Source organism: Cyanobium sp. NIVA-CYA 375, assembly GCF_056108345.1.
This window is the reverse complement of the sequence record NZ_JBSYHW010000008.1, coordinates 1-19,384: the sequence shown is the minus strand read 5'-3', so window position 1 is coordinate 19,384 and position 19,384 is coordinate 1. Positions and strand designations below refer to the sequence as shown.

Genomic DNA, 19,384 nt, shown 5'->3' with positions numbered 1-19,384 from the left:
CTCAGCGGTGGATCATCAAGGCAGGCAGCCTGCCAGCTCCTGGCGCAAGGAGGAAAGCCGGCGCTCTTGCAAGCCGTAAACGGCCTGAATGGCTCCGGTTTCGGGGCAGTAGGCCGAAAGCTGGCCGCCGTAGCAGGCTCCGGTATCCACCATCACGATCTGGCCGAGGCGACGCACCTGGGGCCCGGGGGTGTGGCCGATCACCACCTCACCGAAGCGACCGTCGTAGGCCTGCCAGAAGGGCATGCGGATGCTGAGGTCGGGTTCCCAGGTGTCGGGATTGAAGCCAGCGTGGGTGGCGAGCCAGCCTTCGCCGGCGTAGGTGCGGGGCAGCTGCTCCAGCCGCTCCTGCCAGATGCGGCAGTGGTGGTCGCCGAGCTGGCGATAGGTGTCGCAGCCGGCCAAGGCCCGTTGAGCGGTCCAGTCGCCCTGCCGTAGGGCAGCCACCAGGTCGGCTTCGTGATTTCCCAGCAGCCAGATGGCCCGGCCGGAGCTCACCAGGCCCCAGGCCAGCTCCATGGTGCGGAGAATCTGGGGGCCGCGGTTGATCACATCACCGCAAAGCACAATTTTGTCGCCGGCTGGCAGACGAGCTACCAGCCGCTCCAGCGCGTCGGCACAGCCGTGGACGTCCCCGATCACCCAGTGGTGGCAGGAACGTGAAGGGGACGTCATCAGTCCATCGCGTTAGTTCCAGTCTTGCCTGCCCAGCGGCTCCTTGTCAGCCCCCCAGCTACCGCCGTCGACCGGCCAGCGCTGGTACGGTCGCCCAAAGCCAGTGCCAGCCCCGATGAATCCAGCGTCGTTGTCGGTGGTCCAGCGGGTAAACGCCCTGGTAAAGGCCCTCAATGGCGCTAAGCGCACCAATGAGGCCTTGGCCCGCTGCGGCAACGGTGAGGAGATGCTCGACGTTCTGCTCGCTGCCTCCGCCAAGCTCGGCCTAGGGCTCAGCCGCCAGCAACTTGCCAATACGCCCCCAATCCGCGATTGGGTCTGGTGGAAAAACAAGGAAGCCCTGCTCACCATTGGCGACAACAAGCCTCGCTACCAACAGGATGGCGGCCAAGGAGCCTCCGATGAAGGGCCGCGCAAACGCTTCCTGGGGCTGTTTTAGGGCGCGCTGGCGAGGGCGTCGGGGATGGAGGCACTGGGCGCCTCAAAGCGGCCCACGGCCACGAATTCCAGGCGCAGCTTCAAAAAGGTGATGAATTTCTCATCGGTGGACAGCACCGCCGCCGCCGGCCGCGGCACGGCGCTGCCGATCGGTTCGAGTTGGGGTGCATCGAGAAAGGCTGGCCGTTTCACCAGCCAGAAGTCGATTTCCTTGCCCTGTTCTCCGTAGTGGCGCACCCTTTCCCGCAATACTTCCTCAAGGGGCTCCTCGACGGTGAGGAACGCTTCGCTGGCGGCGATGAAGTGATAAGTGCTCATAGCTGGCGGCTGCCGAACAGGGGATCGCGGCGCGGATTCTGTATCAGCGCCTTCATCTGCCGAACAGCTTCTTCCAGGCCCACCGCCAGGGCCCGAGCCACGATCGTGTGGCCGATGTTGAGCTCCTCCATGCCCTCGATGGCGGCGATGGGCTCCACGTTTTGGTAGGTGAGGCCGTGGCCGGCATTTACCCGCAGCCCGAGGCTGCGGGCGATGAAGCTCCCCTCCGTGAGCCGGGCCAGCTCGGCTGGCTGCAAACTCCAGCTGGCTTCGGCGTAGGCGCCGGTGTGCAGCTCCACCCAGCGGGCGCCGCTGGCGCGGCAGGCCTCCAGCTGGCTCGCCTCGGCGTCCACAAACAGGCTCACGCCAATGCCGGCTCCCTGCAGCTTGCCCACCAGGGCGGTGAGGGCCTCCTGCTGGCCGGCCACGTCCAGGCCGCCCTCGGTGGTTATCTCTTGGCGCTTCTCCGGCACCAGGGTCACCATGTCGGGCTTGAGCCGTAGGGCGATCGCCTCCATCTCAGCTGTGGCCGCCATCTCCAGGTTGAGCCGGCTGCGCACGGTTTGACGCAGCAGCTCCACATCGCGGTTCTGAATGTGGCGCCGGTCTTCCCGCAGGTGCACCGTGATGCCGTCGGCGCCGCCCAACTCGGCGAGTAGCGCATAACTGACGGGATCGGGCTCCACGGTGCGGCGGGCCTGGCGCACATTGGCAATGTGATCGATGTTGACGCCGAGGCTGGCCATGGCAGGGGGGTGATTTGCGGGGGGTGCTCCCGCGGAAATCCTATGGATACCCAACCCAGCGCTGGCTCTGGACGCCGGCCCAACTGCCCGAGGCAAGGCCAAGCCCCATTGCGTAGCTCCTAACTTTGAGCTTGCTCGCTCTTAACCGGTTGTTGGCGGTCCAATCCGGCCCATCGGAGTTGTCCGTTCAGTCACCCTGCTCACGGGAACAGGGGCTCTGCAACGGCATCAGCCCTTGGCTGGCTCCTTTTGCCATGGTCGCTAGCCAGGACATCGCCCTGCGGCTGTTTTTTCGTGGGGTTCGGGTGCTTGGCAGCGAACACCTGCCTCGGAGGGGCCCCCTGCTTCTGGCCCCAACCCACCGGGCCCGCTGGGATGCCCTGCTGCTGCCTTACGCCGCTGGCCGCCGCATCACCGGCAGGGATTGCCGCTTCATGGTCACGGTCGATGAGATGCGCGGGCTGCAGGGCTGGTTTTTGCACCGGCTCGGCTGCTTCCCTGTAAGTCAGGGCCGCCCCTCCCTGGCCAGCATGCGCTACGCCATTGACTTGCTTGCCGCCGGTGAGCAGCTGGTGGTGTTTCCAGAGGGCCGCATCGTGCGGGAGGCGACCCAGCTGCAGCTACATCAGGGCCTCGCCCGCCTGGCCCTACTGGCGGCTGGTCAGGGTGTGGCGGTGCCCGTGGTGCCGGTGGGCATCGCCTACGGCCACCGGCCGCCCCGCCGCGGCGATGCTGCCGTGCTCTGTTTCGGTGCTCCGCTCAGGCTGGAGGGCCAAGGAAGGCAGGCGGCAAGTGCTCTCACAGACCACTTGGCCGCCGCCATGGCCGTGGTCGAAAACCGGGCCATAGGAGCCCTTGGCTTGGCCCCCTAGAGTTGTTTTTAATCTGAATGCTGGTTGTGCGAAGGCCATCCCGCTTGGTTTGCGGTTCCGTCCTGGCCCTTGTGGCCCTCGCTGCACCCCTGGCTCCCTCCGCGGTGCTCGCCCAGCAGGAGCCCCAGAAGGCACTGGAGTCTTCTGGTAGTCCTTTTAATCTTGAAGGGGTACGAGCCCTGTTGGTGCGAGGTGATGCTGCTGTTGCCAAGGGCGATCTCACCGAAGCGCGCAGACTTTATGACCAGGCAAGGGATGCCTGCCGCCGGCTGTTGGGGTTTTACCGCGATCTGAGCGGCTCCTTCCGGGGACTAGATGCCCGCATCCCCCGGGAGATGGACCAGAAAGGGCGCGACGCGCTGGAAACCATGGCCCAGGCAAACCTGCGCTTGGCGGCCTTGTTCCGGCGTCAGAACCAGCCTGAGGTGGCGGTGCCTCTGCTTGTGGAGGTGGTGAAGGTGATGACCCCGGCTAGCCCCGAGGGGCGTAAGGCTTTTCAGAGCCTGGTGGAGATCGGCTTCGCCGCCACGCCATACACGGCAGGCGCCGCGGCAACCCCCGGCAACTGACCTCTAGATTCCCTGCATCAGCCGCGTTATCTGTTCGATGGTGTCTACCGACCAGGTGAAGGCCGCCATCTCCCTGGCCATGCCCGATGCCCAGGTTGAGGTCGAAGACCTCACCGGCGGTGGTGATCACCTGCAAGTCACGGTGATCTCAGCGGCTTTCGACGGGTTGAGCAGAGTCAAACAGCATCAGCTCGTTTATGGCGCCCTGCGCCAAGAATTGGCCAGCGAAGCAATTCACGCCCTAGCCCTTCAAACATCATCCCCCGCCTGAGTCCATGGACGCCACTACCCGCCAACGCATCGAAGAACTCCTGGCCACCAGCCCGGTCTTCGTTTTTATGAAGGGCAACAAGCTGATGCCCCAGTGCGGTTTCTCCAACAACGTCGTGCAGATCCTGCACTCGGTTGGGGTGCCATTTGAAACCTTCGACGTGCTCTCAGATGCCGAGATCCGTAATGGCATCAAGTCATTTTCTGACTGGCCCACGATTCCCCAAGTGTACGTGAAAGGGGAATTCATCGGTGGCTCCGACATCCTGATCGAGATGTACAACTCCGGTGAGTTGCGCGAGAAGCTGGAAGTGGCCCTCGCTAGCTGAAAAGGGCAGCTAGCCACTCAGTGAGTCAGTAGCGCTCGCTTTCGTAAAGGCTGCGAGGGTCACCATCGGGACCCACAAAGCTGGAAGGATCTCGAATCCAGCGGTCAGTTAGCTCCTCTAAGCGCCGCTGGGAGATCGGATCAAGCACCGCTGTGCGGCGCAGGGCGTGGATGTAGCCATCTGCGTAAAGCCGCAGCTCCCCTGGGCTGTGGAAGCGATGGGCAAGTTCTTGGCAGGCATCGCAAAGCGATTGGAAATGGCGGATGGCGTCTGGGTGCTGAAGCGAAGTCATTGGGTCATAGGGCGTATCCCCATTTTGCCCCTTTAGGCCAGGGGCTGCGATTGGGTGGTCTCCGCCCAGTTGGGGGTGTCCACACAAACGCAGCCCCTGATACGCGGATGCCCTTGCAACTGCCGTTAAGGTGAATCCAACACATGAGTGGTCTCCATCAGCTCTTCTCACCCGCCACTGACGGCCCCTGCGTCCGCTGACCAGGTTGGAAGCCAGCCCCAGCGTGTCCTGGTGGTTGATCCCCATGCCACCCTGCGCACGGTGTTAGCCCAGCGGTTGCGGCAGGACGGCCATCTAGCCGCAGCGGTAGCCACGGCTAGGGAAGCCTTGGAAGTGTGCCAAGACCAATCGCCCGATCTGCTGATCAGTGCTGAGCTGCTCGATGAGAGTTCGGCCCTTCGTCTGGCTGCCCAGTTGCGCTGCCAAGTGATGGTGCTCACGGCCCGCACCGGATCCGAACCTGTAGTGACCTTGCTCGATGCTGGCGCAGATGATGTGCTGCGTAAGCCCTTCGGCTTGGAAGAACTCGCCGCCCGCTGCCGTGCCCTGCTTCGCCGCAGCGGCACCGGCCTGCAGGAGCGGGTGTGCGTGGGTCCGCTTGAAGTGCATGTTTTGCTGCGCCAGGTGACCCTGCGCGATCAGCCGGTGGAACTGAGCCCACGGGAATTTGCCTTGCTCTGCGCCCTGCTGATGCCCCCTGGTGTTGTGCGCAGTCGTCAGGAGCTGTTGCGCATGGCTTGGCCTCCTTTCAGCGGCGGCCCCCGCTCGGTCGACACCCAGGTGTTGACATTGCGACGCAAGCTTGAGCAGGCCGGCCTAGGCGAAGGCGGCGGTATTGAGACAATGCGTCAACAGGGCTACCGCTTCAGTTTGGAGGCTCTGCCGGAAGCATCAGGTTTGGAAGAACCAGCACGCCAGCCCATCAATTCCCTGGCTTAAATGCCCATACCAGCTCTCCAAGCAACATTGTGGTGCTGAGTCCGGCCAGAAGCTGGTATGTCCAGGGGGGGCTAATACGGCAGATTGAGCTGACGTTCAGACCTGTTTCCTGGCTGAAGCGGCCCAGAAACTGCTCGAAGGCTGCAACCCGTTGCGGCAGCAGGTAGGCCGATCCGTCTTCTCCCCTCACGTAAAAGACCCTGCCCCCCTGGCTTGTAGCGACTGGTGTGAGCCCACTGATGGATTTCCAAGGCAGGCTCCAGCCGCGGCGCAGCAGCCAGGCACACCAGCTGGGATGGCCAACCCGAATGCCATTGGTGTCTAGCTCGACGGCTTCGCTGGTGGCGGCTACTACCAGGCCAAGGCCCAGGGGCAGCGCTAGCCACAGCAGGAGTTTGAGTTCAGCTGGGGCCAAAAATGGTAACGGAGCCACCATGGCCAGATAAAGCGCGATCAACGTATAGCGGATCAGCGCAGCCATCGGGAAGCGGTCGCTAGATGTAGTCAAGGCGCCACTCATCGATCTTCTGGGGAACCGGGTAGGGGTTCGATCAGGGCCGCTGGCTGGTAGCGACCGCTGAACACTTCCTGCTCGCGACCTTTCCAGAATTCGCCAAGTCGCATCAGATCGGCGTGGGCCTCCTGCAGGCTGGCCATGTAGGCGTCTGGTTCCATGCTGTCTTTTGCCTCCTTGAGCTTGGTGAGCCGCAGCAGCTGCAGCATCCATGGCTTGCTTAGTTCACCGCGCTGCTCGAGGTAGCTGGCCAGCTCGGCGGAGCTGGGGGTAGGGGCGCTGGCCATGGAAGTGGGGAATCGCTGACGTTGTAGAGCCAGTTTATGGAGGCCAGGCGTGTCGCTGTTGGTTGCCAGACTTAGCTTGGGTCTCCTTGGCATTGGTTTGGCTTGGTGATCCAGCGCAATCGTTCCCCTCAGTTGAATCTGGAATCGCAGCTGGGCCATCGTCTGCAGCTGCGCAATCTGCCAGCCCAGATTCCCCGCGACCGGCTGGGAGAGGAAGGGCTAGAAGCGGATCTGGCTTATCAGCTGGTGCACGATCACCTGATGCTCGATGGCAATGCCCGCCTGAACATGGCGACCTTTGTGGGCACTTGGATGGAGCCCGAGGCGCTGCAGCTTATGCAGGAGTGCGCCGAAAAAAATATGATCGATAAGGATGAATATCCTCAAACGGCAGAGCTGGAGGAGCGCTGTCTGCACATCCTGGCTGATCTCTGGAATGCCGAATATCCCGATCAGGCGATCGGCACTTCCACCACAGGATCAAGCGAGGCCTGCATGCTGGGGGGCATGGTGCTCAAGTGGCATTGGCGCCAGAAGCGACGTGCCACTGGCCTCGATGATCGGCGCCCTAATCTGGTGATGGGCACAAACACGCAGATTTGCTGGGACAAGTTTTGCGCCTACTTCGATGTGGAGCCCCGGCTGGTGCCGATCACCCCCGAGCGGCTCCATCTCACCGGCGAGGAGGCTGCCGCCCATTGCGATGAGAACACCATCGCTGTGGTGGCGATTCTGGGAAGCACCTTCGACGGCAGTTATGAGCCCATCGCCGAGATTCACCGCTGCCTAGATGGGCTGCAGGAACGCACCGGTCTCGATATCCCGATGCACGTGGATGCGGCTTCGGGAGGATTTGTGGCGCCGTTTAATTCACCGGAGCTGGTTTGGGATTTTCGCCTACCCCGGGTGCATTCGATTAATGCCAGTGGTCATAAGTATGGAGGTGTCTTGCCAGGGGTTGGCTGGGTGTTGTGGCGTGAGCAGTCGTTACTGCCCGAGGAGTTGCGCTTCAATGTCAACTATCTGGGTGGCCAAATGCCTACCATTGGCATGAATTTCTCCCGCCCCGGGGCTCAGGTGGTGGCGCAGTATTTCAACTTTCTGCATCTGGGTCGGGCGGGATATGCCCAGCGCATGGGCATGCTGGAAGCGATCGCCTGTGAGCTGGCTGATGGCCTAGCTGAGCTGGCGCCCCTGCAGCTGGTGAGCCATCCCCGCGGCCAGCTGCCTGTGTTTGCCCTGAAGTTGAATCCAGCCGTAACCAACTGGACGGTGTTTCAGCTCTCTGACAAGTTGCGTGAACGGGGCTGGCTTGTGCCTGCTTACACCATGCCTGCCGATTGTGCCTCGCTCGCCGTTTTGCGCTTTGTGGTGCGGGCAGGTTTTAGTCGCGATATGGCCGATCAACTGCTGGAGGACATCCGCCGGGCCGTCGATTGGTTTGAACGGCTACCCGGGCCCCTATTGGCGCCGGATGTCGCCGAGCAGGCTTTTCACCATTAGGGGAGCAGGGTTTGGTTATTGCCCAAGGCTCGGTTCAGCACTACCTGCTTGGTTTGCTGGCTATTGGCAACAACGTGTCGGCTTTGGGCGCCTTTCTTGCCCATAGCCGCGGCCTGCCAAGGACAAAGGTGCGGCGCATCATCTTGATCAGCAGTGGCGCCTGCCTGGCGATGTTGCTGCTGTTTCTGCTGCTGGGGCCGGCGATTCTCGGCTTCTTCGGTATCTCGATCAGCTCCTTCCAGATTGCCGGCGGGCTGCTGCTGGCTGCTTTGGGGTTCGACATGATTAAATCTCGCCAGCCCGATAACGTCGAAATCAAAGCGGTTGCTGCCGGCACTGAGACAGCCCATCTGGGCAACGATGCCCATACTTACGGCTTCGCCGTAGTGCCCATTGCCCTGCCACTCACGGTGGGTGCAGGCACCTTTTCCGCCGTGATTTTGTTTTCCTATCAGGCGCAGAGTTCGGGAACGGTGCCGGCCTTGGTTGCGGCGATTGGGGCTCTGGTGGTGGTGAACTTTGTGGTCTTCAGCTTCAGTGCTCGCATCGTCCGGCTCGTCGGCGATGTGGGCCTGAGTGTGTTTACCAAGGTGATGGGCATGTTCACCCTGGCAATCGGTGTGGAATTCATCCTGCGGGGCCTCAGCACGGTTTACCGCCAGCTCAATCTGGCAACGCCCATGGGTTGAGTCCCAGGTCGGCGCCGATGCGGTGGGCGCAGGCAAAGCCACTGAAGGCCACCGCATTGAGGCCCTGGCCTGGGAAACAGGAGTCGCCCACGCCGTAGAGCCCCGAAATGCCGGTGCGGTTGAAGGGCATCGGCAGCAGCCCCGGCAGGCGCAGGGCGGGGATAGGCCCGTAGCTGCCGCCCATGCGGCCCAGGAAGCGCCGGTGGCTGCGCGGTGTGCCGACTTCGCGGTGACTAATAGCGCCGCTGAGGCCGGGCAGGATCGCTTCGAGCCGGCCGATCAGCCGGTCGGCATCCGCCTGTTTTTTGGCGCGATAGGCCGCTGGCGTCAGCCCCTGCCAGTGCTCCATGGAGCTGGGGGTGAAGGCATGCACGATGTGGCGCCCTGCCGGGGCCAGCTCCGGATCCAGCAGGGTCGGCATCGACACGAACACCACCCCCTGCTCGGCCTCCATCTCCTCCCAGCGCTCCAGCAGCAGGTGGTGGCAGTGGTAAGCCTGGGGCACGATCTGGGCATCGATGCCCAGGTGCAGGGAGAGAAAGGAGGGGGAGGGCTTGTAGCGGCGCCGCCAGGTGGTTTCGGCCTTGGGGGTGTGGGCGGCATCCACCAGAGCACCAAAGGTGTCCCAGCGGGTGGCGTTGCTCACCACCCGGCGGGCCCGCAGCTCCTCACCACTGGCCAGCTTCACCCCCACCGCGGTGTTGTTCTCCAGCAGCACCTGGGTCACACGCGCCTTGTAGCGAATCGCGCCGCCATGGCTCTCCAATCCCGCAACCAACTTTGCCGAGATCACACCAACGCCCCCTTTGGGGTAGTTGATACCGCCGGCATGACGATCGGAGAACACCATGCCCGCATTGATCATCGGCGTGAGATCGGCGGGCATCACGCTCCAGCAGAAGCACTCCATGTCAATGAACTTGAGCAGGGCCGGATCGCTGATGTGCTGCCGCGCCACATCGCCCACGTTCACCGGCAGCCAGCGGGCTAGGCCCAGGCAGGCCAGGGGTGCTTTGAAGAACACCTTGGCCAGGTAGGCCGGATCCTCCAGCGACAGCAGGGGCATCGCATCGAGGCAGCGGAATACCTGCCAGCAGGTGTCGTAGAAGGCGCGGATGCCCTTGGCCTCGTGGGGAAACAGGGCGCTGAGATCAGCCAGAAACTGCTCGTAATCCCTGTCCACCGCCACATTCAGCCCGCCGGGCAGGTGGTATTCGAGCTGGGCTGGATCGGGAATGGTGACGCAGTGCTGGCCCACATCGGCCAGGGCCCGGGTGAGCAGGTTGGTGTGCCCCTTCTCGCCGAAGCCAAAGATCATCGAGGCGCCCACATCAAACGTGTAGCCCTCGCGCTTGAAACTGCCGCCGGAGCCCCCCGGAATTAAGTAGCGCTCCAGAACCAGCACTTTTGCTCCCTTGGCGGCCAGCTGGGAAGCGGTGACCAGGCCACCAACGCCGGCCCCGATCACGATCACATCCCAGATGGGGGCAGGGTTGCTGGTCACCGTTGGGCTGGAGAAGCTGCTGCGACCCTAGGCAGTGGCCCTGGCGCCGTGCAGTTGTAGGGGCCGAGTGAAAGGCTCAAGATCCAGTAGGGCCCGGTCGCGGTAGGCGCCATAGCGGGCCCGTTTCTCGCGGACGCGTTCGGCTAGCTCGGGCAGTAAGCCGAAGTTGGGCGGCATGGGCTGGAACTTCTTGCTGGGAGCTTCGGCGATGAAGTGACTGAGGGCGCCCAGCATCGTGGTTTTGGGCAGGCTCAGGGGTTCCAGGCCCAAGGCCAGTCTGGCGGCGTTGGTGCCAGCCAGCCAGCCGCCGGCTACTGCGGCTGCGTAGCCCTCGGTGCCGGTGATCTGGCCCGCTGCCAGCAGGCTGGGGCGGCTGCGGAACTGCAGGGTGGCATCGAGCAGCTGGGGCGATTCCAGGAAGGTGTTGCGGTGCATCACGCCGAAGCGCACGAATTCCGCGTTTTCAAGCCCGGGGATCAGCCGCAGCACCCGTTTCTGCTCGCCCCATTTCAGGTTGGTCTGGAAGCCCACCAGGTTCCAAAGGCGGCCGTCCTTGTCTTCCTGGCGCAGCTGCACCACCGCGTAGGCCCGCTTGGCGTGGCGCACATCGCGATCATTGAGGTCGCCCCAGCGGGGATCCCAGAGCCCAATCGGCTTGAGTGGGCCGTAGCGCATGGTGTCTTCGCCGCGGCGGGCCAGCTCCTCGATCGGCAGGCAGCCTTCGAAGAAGTGAGCGCTCTCCTGCTCAAAGTCCTTGAGCTCGGCCTGCTCGGCGCTTAGCAGCTCCTGCCGGAAGGCAAGAAATTGCTCCCGGTCCATCGGGCAGTTGATGTAGTCGGCATCGCCCTTGTCGTAGCGGGAGGCGCGAAAGGCCACGCCCAGATCGATGCTTTCGCCCTCGACGATCGGGCTGGCCGCATCGAAGAAGTGGCAGTCGGCCCGGCCCGTGAATTCCCGCAGCTGCTCCGCCAGGGGCTCGCTCGTGAGCGGGCCAGTGGCCAGCACGGCGATCTCACCGGGGCCGGGCAGCTCGGTGTGCTCGCGCCGCTCCACCGTCACCAACGGGTGCTGTTCGAGGGCGGCGGTGAGGGCGGCGCTGTAGCGGCCGCGATCAACGGCAAGGGCGCCGCCTGCAGGCACGGCGTGGGCGTCGGCGGTGCGAATCACCATCGAACCCAAGCGCCGCAATTCCTCTTGAAGCAGGCCTGCGGCCCGATCGCTACTTAGGGCGCCGAAGCTGTTGCTGCAGACAAGCTCGCCAAACTCCGAGCTGTGGTGGGCTGGGCTGCGGCGCACTGGCCGCATTTCCACCAACCGGACCGGAAGACCAGCTTGAGCGATCTGCCAGGCGGCTTCCGTACCCGCCAGGCCAGCACCGATAACGAGCAGCTCAGAGCCCAAATGCTCAGGCGCGGGCGCGCTTGAGTAGCAATTGCAGCTGTCCCACGGCGGCACGGCCGATATGGAAGACGGCCCAGCTCGCGGCGAGCAGGATCGGAGCAACCACCAAAATCAGCCGACCGTCCATGGGAAGCCAAACAAGATTTAGTGATCTTAAGGAATGAACCTCGAGATTCGCCCATCCAGCGCGGGATCTGTCGTCATCCGTTCGCCTGGGCATGGAACTGGGCATGGGCATCGGCGAGCTGGCGGTAGCGGCGGGCATGCTGGCGCTGCTCGGCCCGGGCCTCAGCCGTGAGCTCTCGCTTCGCCTGGGCCGGGGCTCCCATAACCAAAGTTCCAGCTGGTACGTCCCGTGTCACCACCGATCCGGCGGCCACCAGTGCCTCCTCTCCCACGGTGACGCCATTGAGCACGATGGCGCCGATGCCGATCAGGCAGCCGTCTTTCAGGGTGGCGCCATGCACCACAGCCCGATGGCCGATGGTCACATCGGCGCCGATGCTCACAGGCTGGTCGGGGTCGCCATGCAGCACGGCTCCGTCTTGCACGTTGCTGCCCTCACCCACCACGATCGAACTGACGTCGCCGCGGGCGACGGCAGTGGGCCAGAGGCTGGCTCCTGCCGCTAGCTGCACATCGCCAATCACCACGGCCGTTTCAGCCACCCAGGCCTCAGCGTGGATCTGGGGTTTTGGCCAGGGAAAGACGCTCATCCGCTGCGGCCCGTTGTTAGGCCATTCTCACGGCTGCCTAGGCACCCTTGGTGGAGGTCGCCCCTGGGTGATACGTTCCATAAGTGCCCAAGGGCGCGGGTCGCTAGCTCAGCGGTAGAGCACTCGGCTTTTAACCGATTGGTCCTGAGTTCGAATCTCAGGCGACCCATTCTTGTCACAGCCGGTTTTTGGTTCCAGATCCCCCTGAGGGAACCGGATCTCATGAATCGCCAACGTCCGACAGTCTGGTACACGAGACGACCCAATCGGTCACCATTTGACCCATTTTTGTGCCTAGGTACAGACCTCCCATGCGTCTCGCCCAATGAGACTGGGTGGTTCTGATGCGCCCTCGCAGTGATCTTCAGCAGGCCGCCTGTCGCTTACGCCTGGCCGCCTGTCCTTACCGCGTTCGGCTTCATCCGGGGCGGAACAGTCCTTACTACTACGTGTACGAAACCTGCACGGGTGGTCGCAGCCAGTCCGCCCGGGGCTTTCGCGTTGATCGGGAAGGCGATCTCGGCGAGTTGGTTGAACTTTTGCTGGCAGCCCAGCGCAAACTGCTGCGCGGCGGCCCTGGACTCGACTGGCGGCGTCTGCATCTCGCTTCGGGTGAACAACCTGCTCCTGATTGCGGCCCATTGCAGACATGGGGCGAGATCAGATTGCTGATTAAGTCCGACATCGCTCCCGGCGGCCCTAAGGCCAAGGATCGGAACCCCTTCTCCTGCTTCACCGACAGGGGTTACTTCGGGCGCACCTATCCCGATGAGGTTTTTGCCCGCACGGAGGACCTCGAGCGCTTCTGTTTGCACACGCCTGATTCCTTGGATGCTCACAGTCGCGACCGCACCCTGTCGCTAGTGCCCCGTAAGACCAACACCAGCGGTTTTTACGGCGTGGTGCAGATGGTGAACTACCTCGCTAAGAGGGGGATCTCAATCGCCACGCCGGAGCTGCGCACCAAGCTCGAAACCCTCAAGGCTGCTAGCGGCAGGGTTCGCGCTCCCGCCCCGCGGTTCATCCCCACCACGGCGGAGGTGCAGGCCTGGCTTGATCAGGTGCAGAGGGAGAACCCGCTGCGAGGCTGGGTTATGGCCATCATTGCCTGCTATGGCCTGAGGGCCCACGAGGTTTGGCACATCGAGAGGCTGCCGGGTGAGAGCAACATCCAGCCCACTTTTATGCAAATCAGCATGTTCGACAGCGAAGCAGGGCGTGCCACCAAGACGGGCCATCGCTTTGCCTTGCCGCTGCCGGAGGCCTGGTTGGAGCGCTACCGCCTCAATGACGTGGCCTACTCCCGGGAGATGCTCGCTGAGTTGCGCCGGCGATATCCAATCCGCACGGCGGAAGCCAGCGACGGCAGTGTGCAGTTCTGGAACAACGCTGCCCTAGGCCGGGTCGTGGTGCATTGGCTGCGCCATGCGACCAAGCCCGTTGGCGAGATCAAGGCCAAGCTCCTGGGCTGGCATCAGCCGCGCAGCATTCCCGGGCAGCGCAGCCCTCAGGCGATCCAGGGCCGCTGCAAGGCCTACGACCTTCGCCATGCCTGGGCGATCCGCGCCCGGGAGACGACCACCTGGTCGACGGCTCTCAAGGCCCAGGCAATGGGGCATAGCGAGGTGATCCATGCCCGTCGCTACCTGGTGGAGCAAACCGCACAGCAGATCGAGCGGGGGATGGCCCTGCAGAAGGCTCTCGATGAGGGCCAGCGGTCATCGCCTGCACCTGCACCGGGGGTGGGCCAGCTGCTCGGGTCTGGGCTGCCGCTCGACCCGGTTGCTACCGCGTTTTCGGCAGCTGAGTTGCCGGAGGACGTGACGCCGGAACTGCTGGTTCTTGCCCGCCAGCTGATGGCCCTGAGTGCCAGGAGTTGATGTGGCATCTGCTGTCACGGTGATCACTCAGGTCAACCGCCGGGGCCAGTGCCATGGTTGAGCTCAGTCATCAATTACTTGCCTCAGCAGCCGGTTCCCGAGCGGGTTCCAAGCAGATTGCCTGCGGCACCTTTGGTTACCTGTTGGGTTCCTGGAACGATTCATTGCATCAACATCTCTGCATCCAGGGATTACCGAATGGGAACCTATTAGAAGATGTCGACATAGCTGCGGGCGAACAGTTGATGGCGGATTTCTACGGTTAATGTCCTGGTAAGTCGCTTAATGACGAACAATGGAGTTCACCTATTCCACTCGGGAAGCTTGCAAGGCGCTGCGGATCAGTGACCGCACCTTGCTGCGGCTGCGGCGGGATGGGGTGTTGCGGCCTGGGGATCACTACAGGGCCGCTGGCGCCGGGCAGCACCGCCCCACCCTGCTCTGGAATGTCCCAGAAGTGGAAAAGGCCCTGGTGCGCCGTAGCCGCAGGGTGCTGATCGCTCAGCGCCCTGCCATTTCTTCCTGTAAGGGCGAATCCGGCTCAAGCAGTGAGGTCGCTGCCGCCGAGCAGGAGCCTGGCTTCTTCCAGTGAGCGCACCACCCCGGCGCGGCCGCCTAGCTGCTGCACCAGCCGCAGGAACTTCTCCTGCTCCTCGCTCAATCGGCCCCGGGCTGTCTTCACCTCAAGGGCGGTGAACAGCGCCAGGGTCTGGCCCAGGTGCTCGGGGCCGATCACGACCTGGCTGAGACCGATCAGGTCGCTGCTGCCCTTGCACAGTCCGTAGGTGACCAGACGGCCGCGCTCATCGCGCAGGGCGCCGACGTTGTTGCGCCATAGCCGCACCGGTCCGCGGCCCAGCTCCAGGCGGATCCGCTGCTGCAGCTCCTGCTCGCTCATGCCAGCAGCTCCCACTGGCCGCGCGCCTGGCGGCTGGCGATCACATGCCGCGCCCAGCCCTTGGGATTTTTCATGCCGCGCTGGGTTCCCAGAGCTTCCAGGTCAGCCGCGGTGCGGGCCTGGCGCTGCTCGCGGCGGCGCTCTCTGCGCAGCTCCTGCTGGCTCAGTTCGCTCAGCTCGCCGGCCACCGTCACCAGCTGCCGCTTCTCCGGCCGGAACTGCTTGCCGCATTCCGGGCAGAGGCTGGCGGCGCTGGCCATGGCGCAGAAGCACTCCGGGCAGGTTTTCACGGAAGGGGCCTTGCTCTGCTTGCGCTTGCGCACGCCATCGAGGCTCCACTCCTGCTCGTCGAGGTGGTGACCGAGACGCTCGATGTTGCCGACGTGATCGAGGATCACCGCCTGCTTGCCCGGCTGGGGCCGCAGGCAGCGACCGATCATCTGCAGGTGCAGCGCCAGGCTCTGGGTGGGCCGCAGCAGCAGGCAGCCCCCCACCGACGGCACATCGACCCCCTCACCAATCAAGTTGCAGCTGGTGAGCACCTGCAGCTCACCGCTGCCGAGCTGCTCAAGCAACCGCCGCCGCTGTAGGGGGTCCATCGAGCCATCGATCGAGGCCGCGGCCACGCCCCGTTCCGAGAAGGTTTCCGCCACGGCTTGCGCGTGGGCGATCGAGCAGCAGAAGGCGATGGCCGTGCTTCCGCTCAGGTGGCTGAGGTAGTGACTGACGGCATCGCCAAGGATGCGGCTGCCGCCAAGCTCACCGGCGGCCTGCCTCAGGTCGAAATCCCCCATCCGCCGGCGTAGGCCCTTCACCGAGAACCCCAGCGGTGGGGCAAACACCCGCGCCGGTGCCAGATAGCCCTCGGCGCAGAGCCAGGCGGCACTGGGGCCGAGCACCAGGGCGGAATAGAACTCGCCGAGGCCTCGGCCATCGCCTCGCACCGGCGTGGCCGTGACGCCCAGCAGCAGGGCTCGATCAAAGTGGCCGATCACCTTGGCCCAGGTGCCGGCATTGCTGTGGTGGGCCTCATCCACCACCAGCAGCTGGAACAGATCGGCCGGCAGCTGCGCCAGGCGCCGGGCCAGGGTCTGGACGCTGGCCACCTGCACTGGCGCCGCCAGGTTCATGGAGCGGCCGGCGGCAATCACGCCATGGCGCACTCCCATTGCCGCCAGGGAGCGGCAGGCCTGATCAAGTAGTTCAGCCCGGTGCACCAGCACGGCGATGCGCTTGCCGCGGGCAGCGGCCTGCTCGGCGATGTGGCTGAACACCACGGTCTTGCCGCCGCCAGTCGGCAGCACAAAGAGCACGGCGCGATGGCCCGAAAGGAAGGCCTGGCGCACGCGCTCTACGGCCTCCTGCTGATAGGGGCGCAGGCTGAAAGACACACCGGCAAGGCAGCACCGCGGCAGAGTTTAGGGCTTGCGGAACACCGGCTAGGCTTTCGGGCAAGCATTTCACTGCCACCATGAAGCGCATCCAGTTGCAGCTGCCGGAGGCCGTGGTCTCCTGGATCGATGACCATGCCGCGGGTATCGAGAGTCGTGCCTCCTTTGTGCGCCGCACCCTGGTGCAGGTGATGCGTGGCGAGGGACGGTCGCTCAACGCTCAGCAGCCCGTACCTCCTGCTGGAGCCCAAACTCCCCAGCGCTGATGGCCACCGATGTGCTGGCAGCTGCTGCTGGCCAGTGGCCGCGGCTGCTGATCGAGCTCGCCGCTCTGGCACCGGAGCAGCTGGAGAACCGCCATCAGCCCTGCCCCGCCTGCGGCGGCACCGACCGCTACCGCTGGGACCGCGATGACGGCCCGGGCGGCTGGTTCTGCAACCAGTGCGGTGGCCGCGAGCAGCGAGGTGGCGGCGGCAGCGGCATGGATCTGCTGCTGCGCCTTACTGGCTGGGACTTCGCCACCGCTGCCCGCCGCATCGAGGCCCACCTGGCCCTTCCGGCGCAGCCAGCCCCGCACCGGCCAGCCCCTGCCAGCCCCAGGCACACCCGCTCAGGCAGCAAGGCAGGCAGGCCTACCCGCATTCCCGACACCCCACCGCCCTCTGCCCCGCCGCCGGAGCTGGGCCGCGCCAGCGGCCAGTGGTGCTACACCGATGCGGCCGGAGCGCCGCTGTTCTGGGTGCAGCGCCTGGATCTGCTGCAGGGCGGCCGGCAGCGCAAGGTGTTCGTGCAGCGCACCTGGCTGGCTGGGGGCTGGCACTTCCCCTCCCGCCGCGATCCGTTCCGCTCCGACTGGCCGGCCCCCAGGCCGCTCTACCGGTTGGCGGAGTTAGAGCGCCACTTTTGGTCGCCTGTGCTGATCACCGAGGGGGAGAAGGCAGCCGATGCCGCCGTAGTGCTGTTCCCCGATCACGTGGTGGTGAGCTGGTGCGGCGGCAGTCAGGCCATTGGCAGCGTCGACTGGAGCCCCCTAGCCGGCCGTGCGGTCAGCCTCTGGCCCGATGCCGATACCAGTGGCCGCGAAGCGATGGCGCGGCTCTCGGCCCTGCTGCTGGAGCTCGGCTGCCTTGTGGCGGTGGTGCTGCCGCCGGGCAGTACGGAGGCGGACTGGGACCTGGTGGATGCGCCGGGCGCAGCGGGCTGGGATCTGGCCGATGCCAGCTGGAGTGCGGCAGAAGCCCAGGCCTACCTGGAGGCCCATTGCCGAACAGTGCAACTACCGCAGCCAGAGGCCGACGACGACGCGAAAGCCCCGGCCGCTGCTCCGGCACCTGTGCTGCAGGGCGGTGCTTCTCATGCAGTGCCGCCTGAGCGGCCAGGCCCATTAGGCGGTGAGCCCTTCGTGTGCCTGGGCTACGACAGCGACGGCTACTTCTATCAACCGCGCTCCACCGGCCAGGTGATGCGGCTGGGCTCCTCTGCCCATGGCGGCGTGAACCTATGCCGGCTGGCGCCCCTGGCCTACTGGGAAACCCACTACCCCAATAAGCGGGGCGTGAACTGGACGGCCGCGGCTTCTGATCTGTTCTGCCGTCAGGCGGCGGTGGGAATGTTCGATCCCGATCGCTTGCGCGGCCGCGGCAGCTGGTGGGACGAGGGCCGCTGCGTGCTGCATCTGGGCGATCGCCTGGTGGTGGATGGTGAGCCGCGGCCACTCAGTGCCACCCTCGCTAGCCGCTTTCATTACCAGCGCGGTACTGCCCTAGTGGGCACGGGGGCTGCCCAGCCGCTCAGCGACGAGGAGGCCCTGCTGGTGCTCACCTTGGCGGACCGCTTCCACTGGGAGGTGCCGGCTTCCGCAATGCTGCTGGCGGGATGGCTGACGCTGGCGCCGATATGTGGTGCCCTGCGCTGGCGGCCCCACCTCTGGCTGAGCGGCCCGGCCGGCTCGGGCAAGTCGCATCTGTTTGAGCGCTTCTGCGGCGTGCTGCTGGCCGATCTGGCTCAGGTGTTCGTCGGCAGCGTCACAGAAGCTGGCATCCGCCAGACCCTGCGCTCCGACGCCCTGCCGGTGCTGATCGATGAGGCGGAGAGCAACGAGCGCGAGGACCAGCAGCGCATCCAGGCGATCCTGGCGCTGGCGCGGGTGTCGAGCTCCGAATCCCGCGCAGCGATCGTCAAGGGCTCACCTACAGGCGAGGTGGCGCGCTATTCGGTGCGCTCGATGTTTCTGCTCTCCTCCATCGCCACCGGGCTCAAGCAGGGTGCGGACCGGCGCCGCTTTGCGCCGCTCAACCTGCGCAACCCCAGCGAGCTCCCCCAGCAGCAGCGGGAGGCGCACTGGCAGGCGCTGGACCGGGACCTCGAGCAGCTGATCACACCGGCATTCGCCAACCGGTTGATCGCCCGCACCGTGGCGCTGATCCCGGTGATCCGGCGCTCGATCGTCGTCTGCTCCCAGGTTGCGGCCGCTCACTTCGATTCCCAGGCCCTGGGCGATCAGTACGGCACCTTGCTGGCCGGGGCCTGGTCGCTGCAGGCCTCGCGCGTGCCTAGCGCGGCGGAGGTGCAGAGCCTGATCGATGGCGCGGACTGGAGCAGCTACCGCGAGAGCACGGAGGTCCCGGATGAGCGCCGCTGCCTCAACCGGATCCTGCAGCACCAGCTGCGGGTGGAGAGCGAGGAGCGCTCGGTGCTGTCCCGCACCGTGCTGGAACTGGTGGAGCTGGTGTCCAGCGCCCTGCCCTCACCGATGGAGCCGGTCCGGCCCGCTGATGCCGGCGACCTGCTGGCCCGCCATGGCCTGCGGGTGCGGGAGGGGGAGCTGCTGATCAGCAACAGCGCAGAAGCCATTGCCCGCATGCTGGCGGATACCGCCTGGGTGACCAATTGGGGTGCCATCCTCAGCCGCCTGCCTGGCGCCAGCCGCTCGCAGCTGGTGCACTTCCGCGGCCTGGGCAGCTCGCGGGCTGTGGCCCTACCCCTGGCAATGATCACCGGCTCCGGAGCGTTAGAAGGTGCCGTTATCTAACAGGACTGTTAGAGCGAAAACCGTTGCAGTGACTGGCTTCTAACGTTCTAACGCTCCTACAGGGGGTAGGGACTCTCTCTTTACACACCCCAGTGCACACCCCTGATCCAGGAGAGACCCCC

General features: G+C 64.9%; 25 protein-coding genes and 1 tRNA gene. 14 read left to right on the top strand and 12 right to left on the bottom strand.

The annotated features are described in order from the left end of the window. Positions 1–15: 15 nt before the first annotated feature. Positions 16–675 (bottom strand): metallophosphoesterase, encoded by a 660-nt coding sequence (locus AC01FP_RS03800; protein WP_322763842.1) that lies wholly within the window; start codon positions 673–675, stop codon positions 16–18. A 115-nt stretch (positions 676–790) separates the two neighbouring features. Here AC01FP_RS03800 and AC01FP_RS03795 point away from each other — a divergent pair, with 115 nt between their 5' ends. After that, the gene (locus AC01FP_RS03795; protein WP_322763841.1) at positions 791–1,114 is read left to right on the top strand and encodes a hypothetical protein; all 324 of its coding nucleotides are present in this window, start codon (positions 791–793) and stop codon (positions 1,112–1,114) included. Here AC01FP_RS03795 and AC01FP_RS03790 read toward each other — a convergent pair. Together AC01FP_RS03790 and AC01FP_RS03785 are read right to left on the bottom strand one after the other, a co-directional pair. Then, complete coding sequence (locus AC01FP_RS03790; RefSeq protein WP_322763840.1) at positions 1,111–1,431, bottom strand: MgPME-cyclase complex family protein; 321 nt, start codon at positions 1,429–1,431, stop codon at positions 1,111–1,113. The genes AC01FP_RS03795 and AC01FP_RS03790 overlap by 4 nt on opposite strands. After that, on the bottom strand, positions 1,428–2,177 hold the full coding sequence (locus AC01FP_RS03785) for a pyridoxine 5'-phosphate synthase (RefSeq protein WP_474478285.1): 750 nt from the start codon (positions 2,175–2,177) through the stop codon (positions 1,428–1,430). Before AC01FP_RS03785 ends, AC01FP_RS03790 begins: the two co-directional genes overlap by 4 nt. A 254-nt stretch (positions 2,178–2,431) precedes the next feature. On the opposite strand from AC01FP_RS03785, the gene AC01FP_RS03780 reads away from it, so the two are divergent. Genes AC01FP_RS03780 through grxD form a run of 4 tightly spaced genes read left to right on the top strand, consistent with a single transcriptional unit; the run spans position 2,432 to position 4,217 of the window. Further along, complete coding sequence (locus AC01FP_RS03780; protein WP_474478284.1) at positions 2,432–3,049, top strand: lysophospholipid acyltransferase family protein; 618 nt, start codon at positions 2,432–2,434, stop codon at positions 3,047–3,049. A gap of 17 nt (positions 3,050–3,066) precedes the next feature. Continuing rightward, the gene (locus tag AC01FP_RS03775) at positions 3,067–3,618 is read left to right on the top strand and encodes a hypothetical protein (protein WP_474478283.1); all 552 of its coding nucleotides are present in this window, start codon (positions 3,067–3,069) and stop codon (positions 3,616–3,618) included. Between the two features lie 37 nt (positions 3,619–3,655). Then, positions 3,656–3,889 carry a BolA family protein gene (locus AC01FP_RS03770; RefSeq protein ID WP_474478282.1) on the top strand — a complete coding sequence of 78 codons (234 nt, stop codon included), beginning with the start codon at positions 3,656–3,658 and terminating at the stop codon, positions 3,887–3,889. Positions 3,890–3,893: 4 nt separating this feature from the next. Further along, the gene (gene grxD / locus AC01FP_RS03765) at positions 3,894–4,217 is read left to right on the top strand and encodes a Grx4 family monothiol glutaredoxin (protein WP_106632779.1); all 324 of its coding nucleotides are present in this window, start codon (positions 3,894–3,896) and stop codon (positions 4,215–4,217) included. 25 nt (positions 4,218–4,242) lie between these two features. Here grxD and AC01FP_RS03760 read toward each other — a convergent pair whose 3' ends face one another. Further along, positions 4,243–4,509, bottom strand: coding sequence for a DUF6761 family protein (locus AC01FP_RS03760; RefSeq protein ID WP_474478281.1), 267 nt, complete (start codon positions 4,507–4,509; stop codon positions 4,243–4,245). 177 nt (positions 4,510–4,686) lie between these two features. Between AC01FP_RS03760 and AC01FP_RS03755 the strand changes: the two genes are divergently transcribed. Further along, positions 4,687–5,448 carry a response regulator transcription factor gene (locus AC01FP_RS03755; protein WP_474478330.1) on the top strand — a complete coding sequence of 254 codons (762 nt, stop codon included), beginning with the start codon at positions 4,687–4,689 and terminating at the stop codon, positions 5,446–5,448. Here the strand turns inward: AC01FP_RS03755 and AC01FP_RS03750 are convergent. After that, positions 5,432–5,956 (bottom strand): hypothetical protein, encoded by a 525-nt coding sequence (locus AC01FP_RS03750; protein ID WP_474478280.1) that lies wholly within the window; start codon positions 5,954–5,956, stop codon positions 5,432–5,434. The two genes, AC01FP_RS03755 and AC01FP_RS03750, sit on opposite strands and share 17 nt — an antisense overlap. 8 nt (positions 5,957–5,964) lie before the next feature. Further along, complete coding sequence (locus tag AC01FP_RS03745) at positions 5,965–6,249, bottom strand: hypothetical protein (RefSeq protein ID WP_474478279.1); 285 nt, start codon at positions 6,247–6,249, stop codon at positions 5,965–5,967. A 105-nt stretch (positions 6,250–6,354) separates the two neighbouring features. Here AC01FP_RS03745 and gad point away from each other — a divergent pair, with 105 nt between their 5' ends. Continuing rightward, the gene (gene gad / locus AC01FP_RS03740; RefSeq protein WP_474478329.1) at positions 6,355–7,752 is read left to right on the top strand and encodes a glutamate decarboxylase; all 1,398 of its coding nucleotides are present in this window, start codon (positions 6,355–6,357) and stop codon (positions 7,750–7,752) included. An 11-nt stretch (positions 7,753–7,763) separates the two neighbouring features. Beyond that, positions 7,764–8,441 (top strand): MarC family protein, encoded by a 678-nt coding sequence (locus AC01FP_RS03735; protein WP_474478278.1) that lies wholly within the window; start codon positions 7,764–7,766, stop codon positions 8,439–8,441. On the opposite strand, the gene crtH is transcribed toward AC01FP_RS03735, so the two are convergent. The 4 genes from crtH to AC01FP_RS03715 all read right to left on the bottom strand — a co-directional run bounded on the left by crtH (position 8,416) and on the right by AC01FP_RS03715 (position 12,062). Continuing rightward, positions 8,416–9,945: a carotenoid isomerase gene (gene crtH / locus AC01FP_RS03730; protein ID WP_474478277.1), complete on the bottom strand. Its 1,530-nt coding sequence runs from the start codon at positions 9,943–9,945 to the stop codon at positions 8,416–8,418. The genes AC01FP_RS03735 and crtH overlap by 26 nt on opposite strands. A 27-nt stretch (positions 9,946–9,972) precedes the next feature. Then, positions 9,973–11,346 (bottom strand): FADH(2)-oxidizing methylenetetrahydrofolate--tRNA-(uracil(54)-C(5))-methyltransferase TrmFO, encoded by a 1,374-nt coding sequence (trmFO, locus tag AC01FP_RS03725; protein WP_474478276.1) that lies wholly within the window; start codon positions 11,344–11,346, stop codon positions 9,973–9,975. Positions 11,347–11,350: 4 nt separating this feature from the next. Then, the gene (locus AC01FP_RS03720; RefSeq protein ID WP_106632785.1) at positions 11,351–11,473 is read right to left on the bottom strand and encodes a photosystem II protein Y; all 123 of its coding nucleotides are present in this window, start codon (positions 11,471–11,473) and stop codon (positions 11,351–11,353) included. A gap of 73 nt (positions 11,474–11,546) precedes the next feature. After that, positions 11,547–12,062 carry a gamma carbonic anhydrase family protein gene (locus AC01FP_RS03715; RefSeq protein ID WP_474478275.1) on the bottom strand — a complete coding sequence of 172 codons (516 nt, stop codon included), beginning with the start codon at positions 12,060–12,062 and terminating at the stop codon, positions 11,547–11,549. 97 nt (positions 12,063–12,159) lie between these two features. On the opposite strand from AC01FP_RS03715, the gene AC01FP_RS03710 reads away from it, so the two are divergent. The 4 genes from AC01FP_RS03710 to AC01FP_RS03695 all read left to right on the top strand — a co-directional run bounded on the left by AC01FP_RS03710 (position 12,160) and on the right by AC01FP_RS03695 (position 14,534). Continuing rightward, a tRNA-Lys gene (locus AC01FP_RS03710) sits at positions 12,160–12,231 on the top strand. Between the two features lie 175 nt (positions 12,232–12,406). After that, complete coding sequence (locus AC01FP_RS03705; RefSeq protein ID WP_474478274.1) at positions 12,407–13,942, top strand: site-specific integrase; 1,536 nt, start codon at positions 12,407–12,409, stop codon at positions 13,940–13,942. Between the two features lie 53 nt (positions 13,943–13,995). After that, a complete protein-coding gene (locus AC01FP_RS03700; protein WP_474478273.1) occupies positions 13,996–14,208 on the top strand; it encodes a hypothetical protein in 213 nt (70 codons plus the stop codon). Between the two features lie 29 nt (positions 14,209–14,237). Then, positions 14,238–14,534, top strand: a complete 297-nt coding sequence (locus AC01FP_RS03695) for a helix-turn-helix domain-containing protein (protein ID WP_474478272.1) — start codon at positions 14,238–14,240, stop codon at positions 14,532–14,534. Here AC01FP_RS03695 and AC01FP_RS03690 read toward each other — a convergent pair. Both AC01FP_RS03690 and AC01FP_RS03685 read right to left on the bottom strand, forming a co-directional pair. Further along, positions 14,484–14,840, bottom strand: a complete 357-nt coding sequence (locus tag AC01FP_RS03690; protein WP_474478271.1) for a VRR-NUC domain-containing protein — start codon at positions 14,838–14,840, stop codon at positions 14,484–14,486. The two genes, AC01FP_RS03695 and AC01FP_RS03690, sit on opposite strands and share 51 nt — an antisense overlap. Further along, a complete protein-coding gene (locus AC01FP_RS03685; protein WP_474478270.1) occupies positions 14,837–16,231 on the bottom strand; it encodes a DEAD/DEAH box helicase in 1,395 nt (464 codons plus the stop codon). The genes AC01FP_RS03690 and AC01FP_RS03685 overlap by 4 nt, the downstream gene beginning before the upstream one ends. 80 nt (positions 16,232–16,311) lie before the next feature. Between AC01FP_RS03685 and AC01FP_RS03680 the strand changes: the two genes are divergently transcribed. Further along, a complete protein-coding gene (locus AC01FP_RS03680; protein WP_254942272.1) occupies positions 16,312–16,497 on the top strand; it encodes a hypothetical protein in 186 nt (61 codons plus the stop codon). Next, on the top strand, positions 16,497–19,262 hold the full coding sequence (locus tag AC01FP_RS03675; protein WP_474478269.1) for a primase-helicase zinc-binding domain-containing protein: 2,766 nt from the start codon (positions 16,497–16,499) through the stop codon (positions 19,260–19,262). The genes AC01FP_RS03680 and AC01FP_RS03675 overlap by 1 nt, the downstream gene beginning before the upstream one ends. The last annotated feature ends 122 nt before the right edge of the window (positions 19,263–19,384 follow it).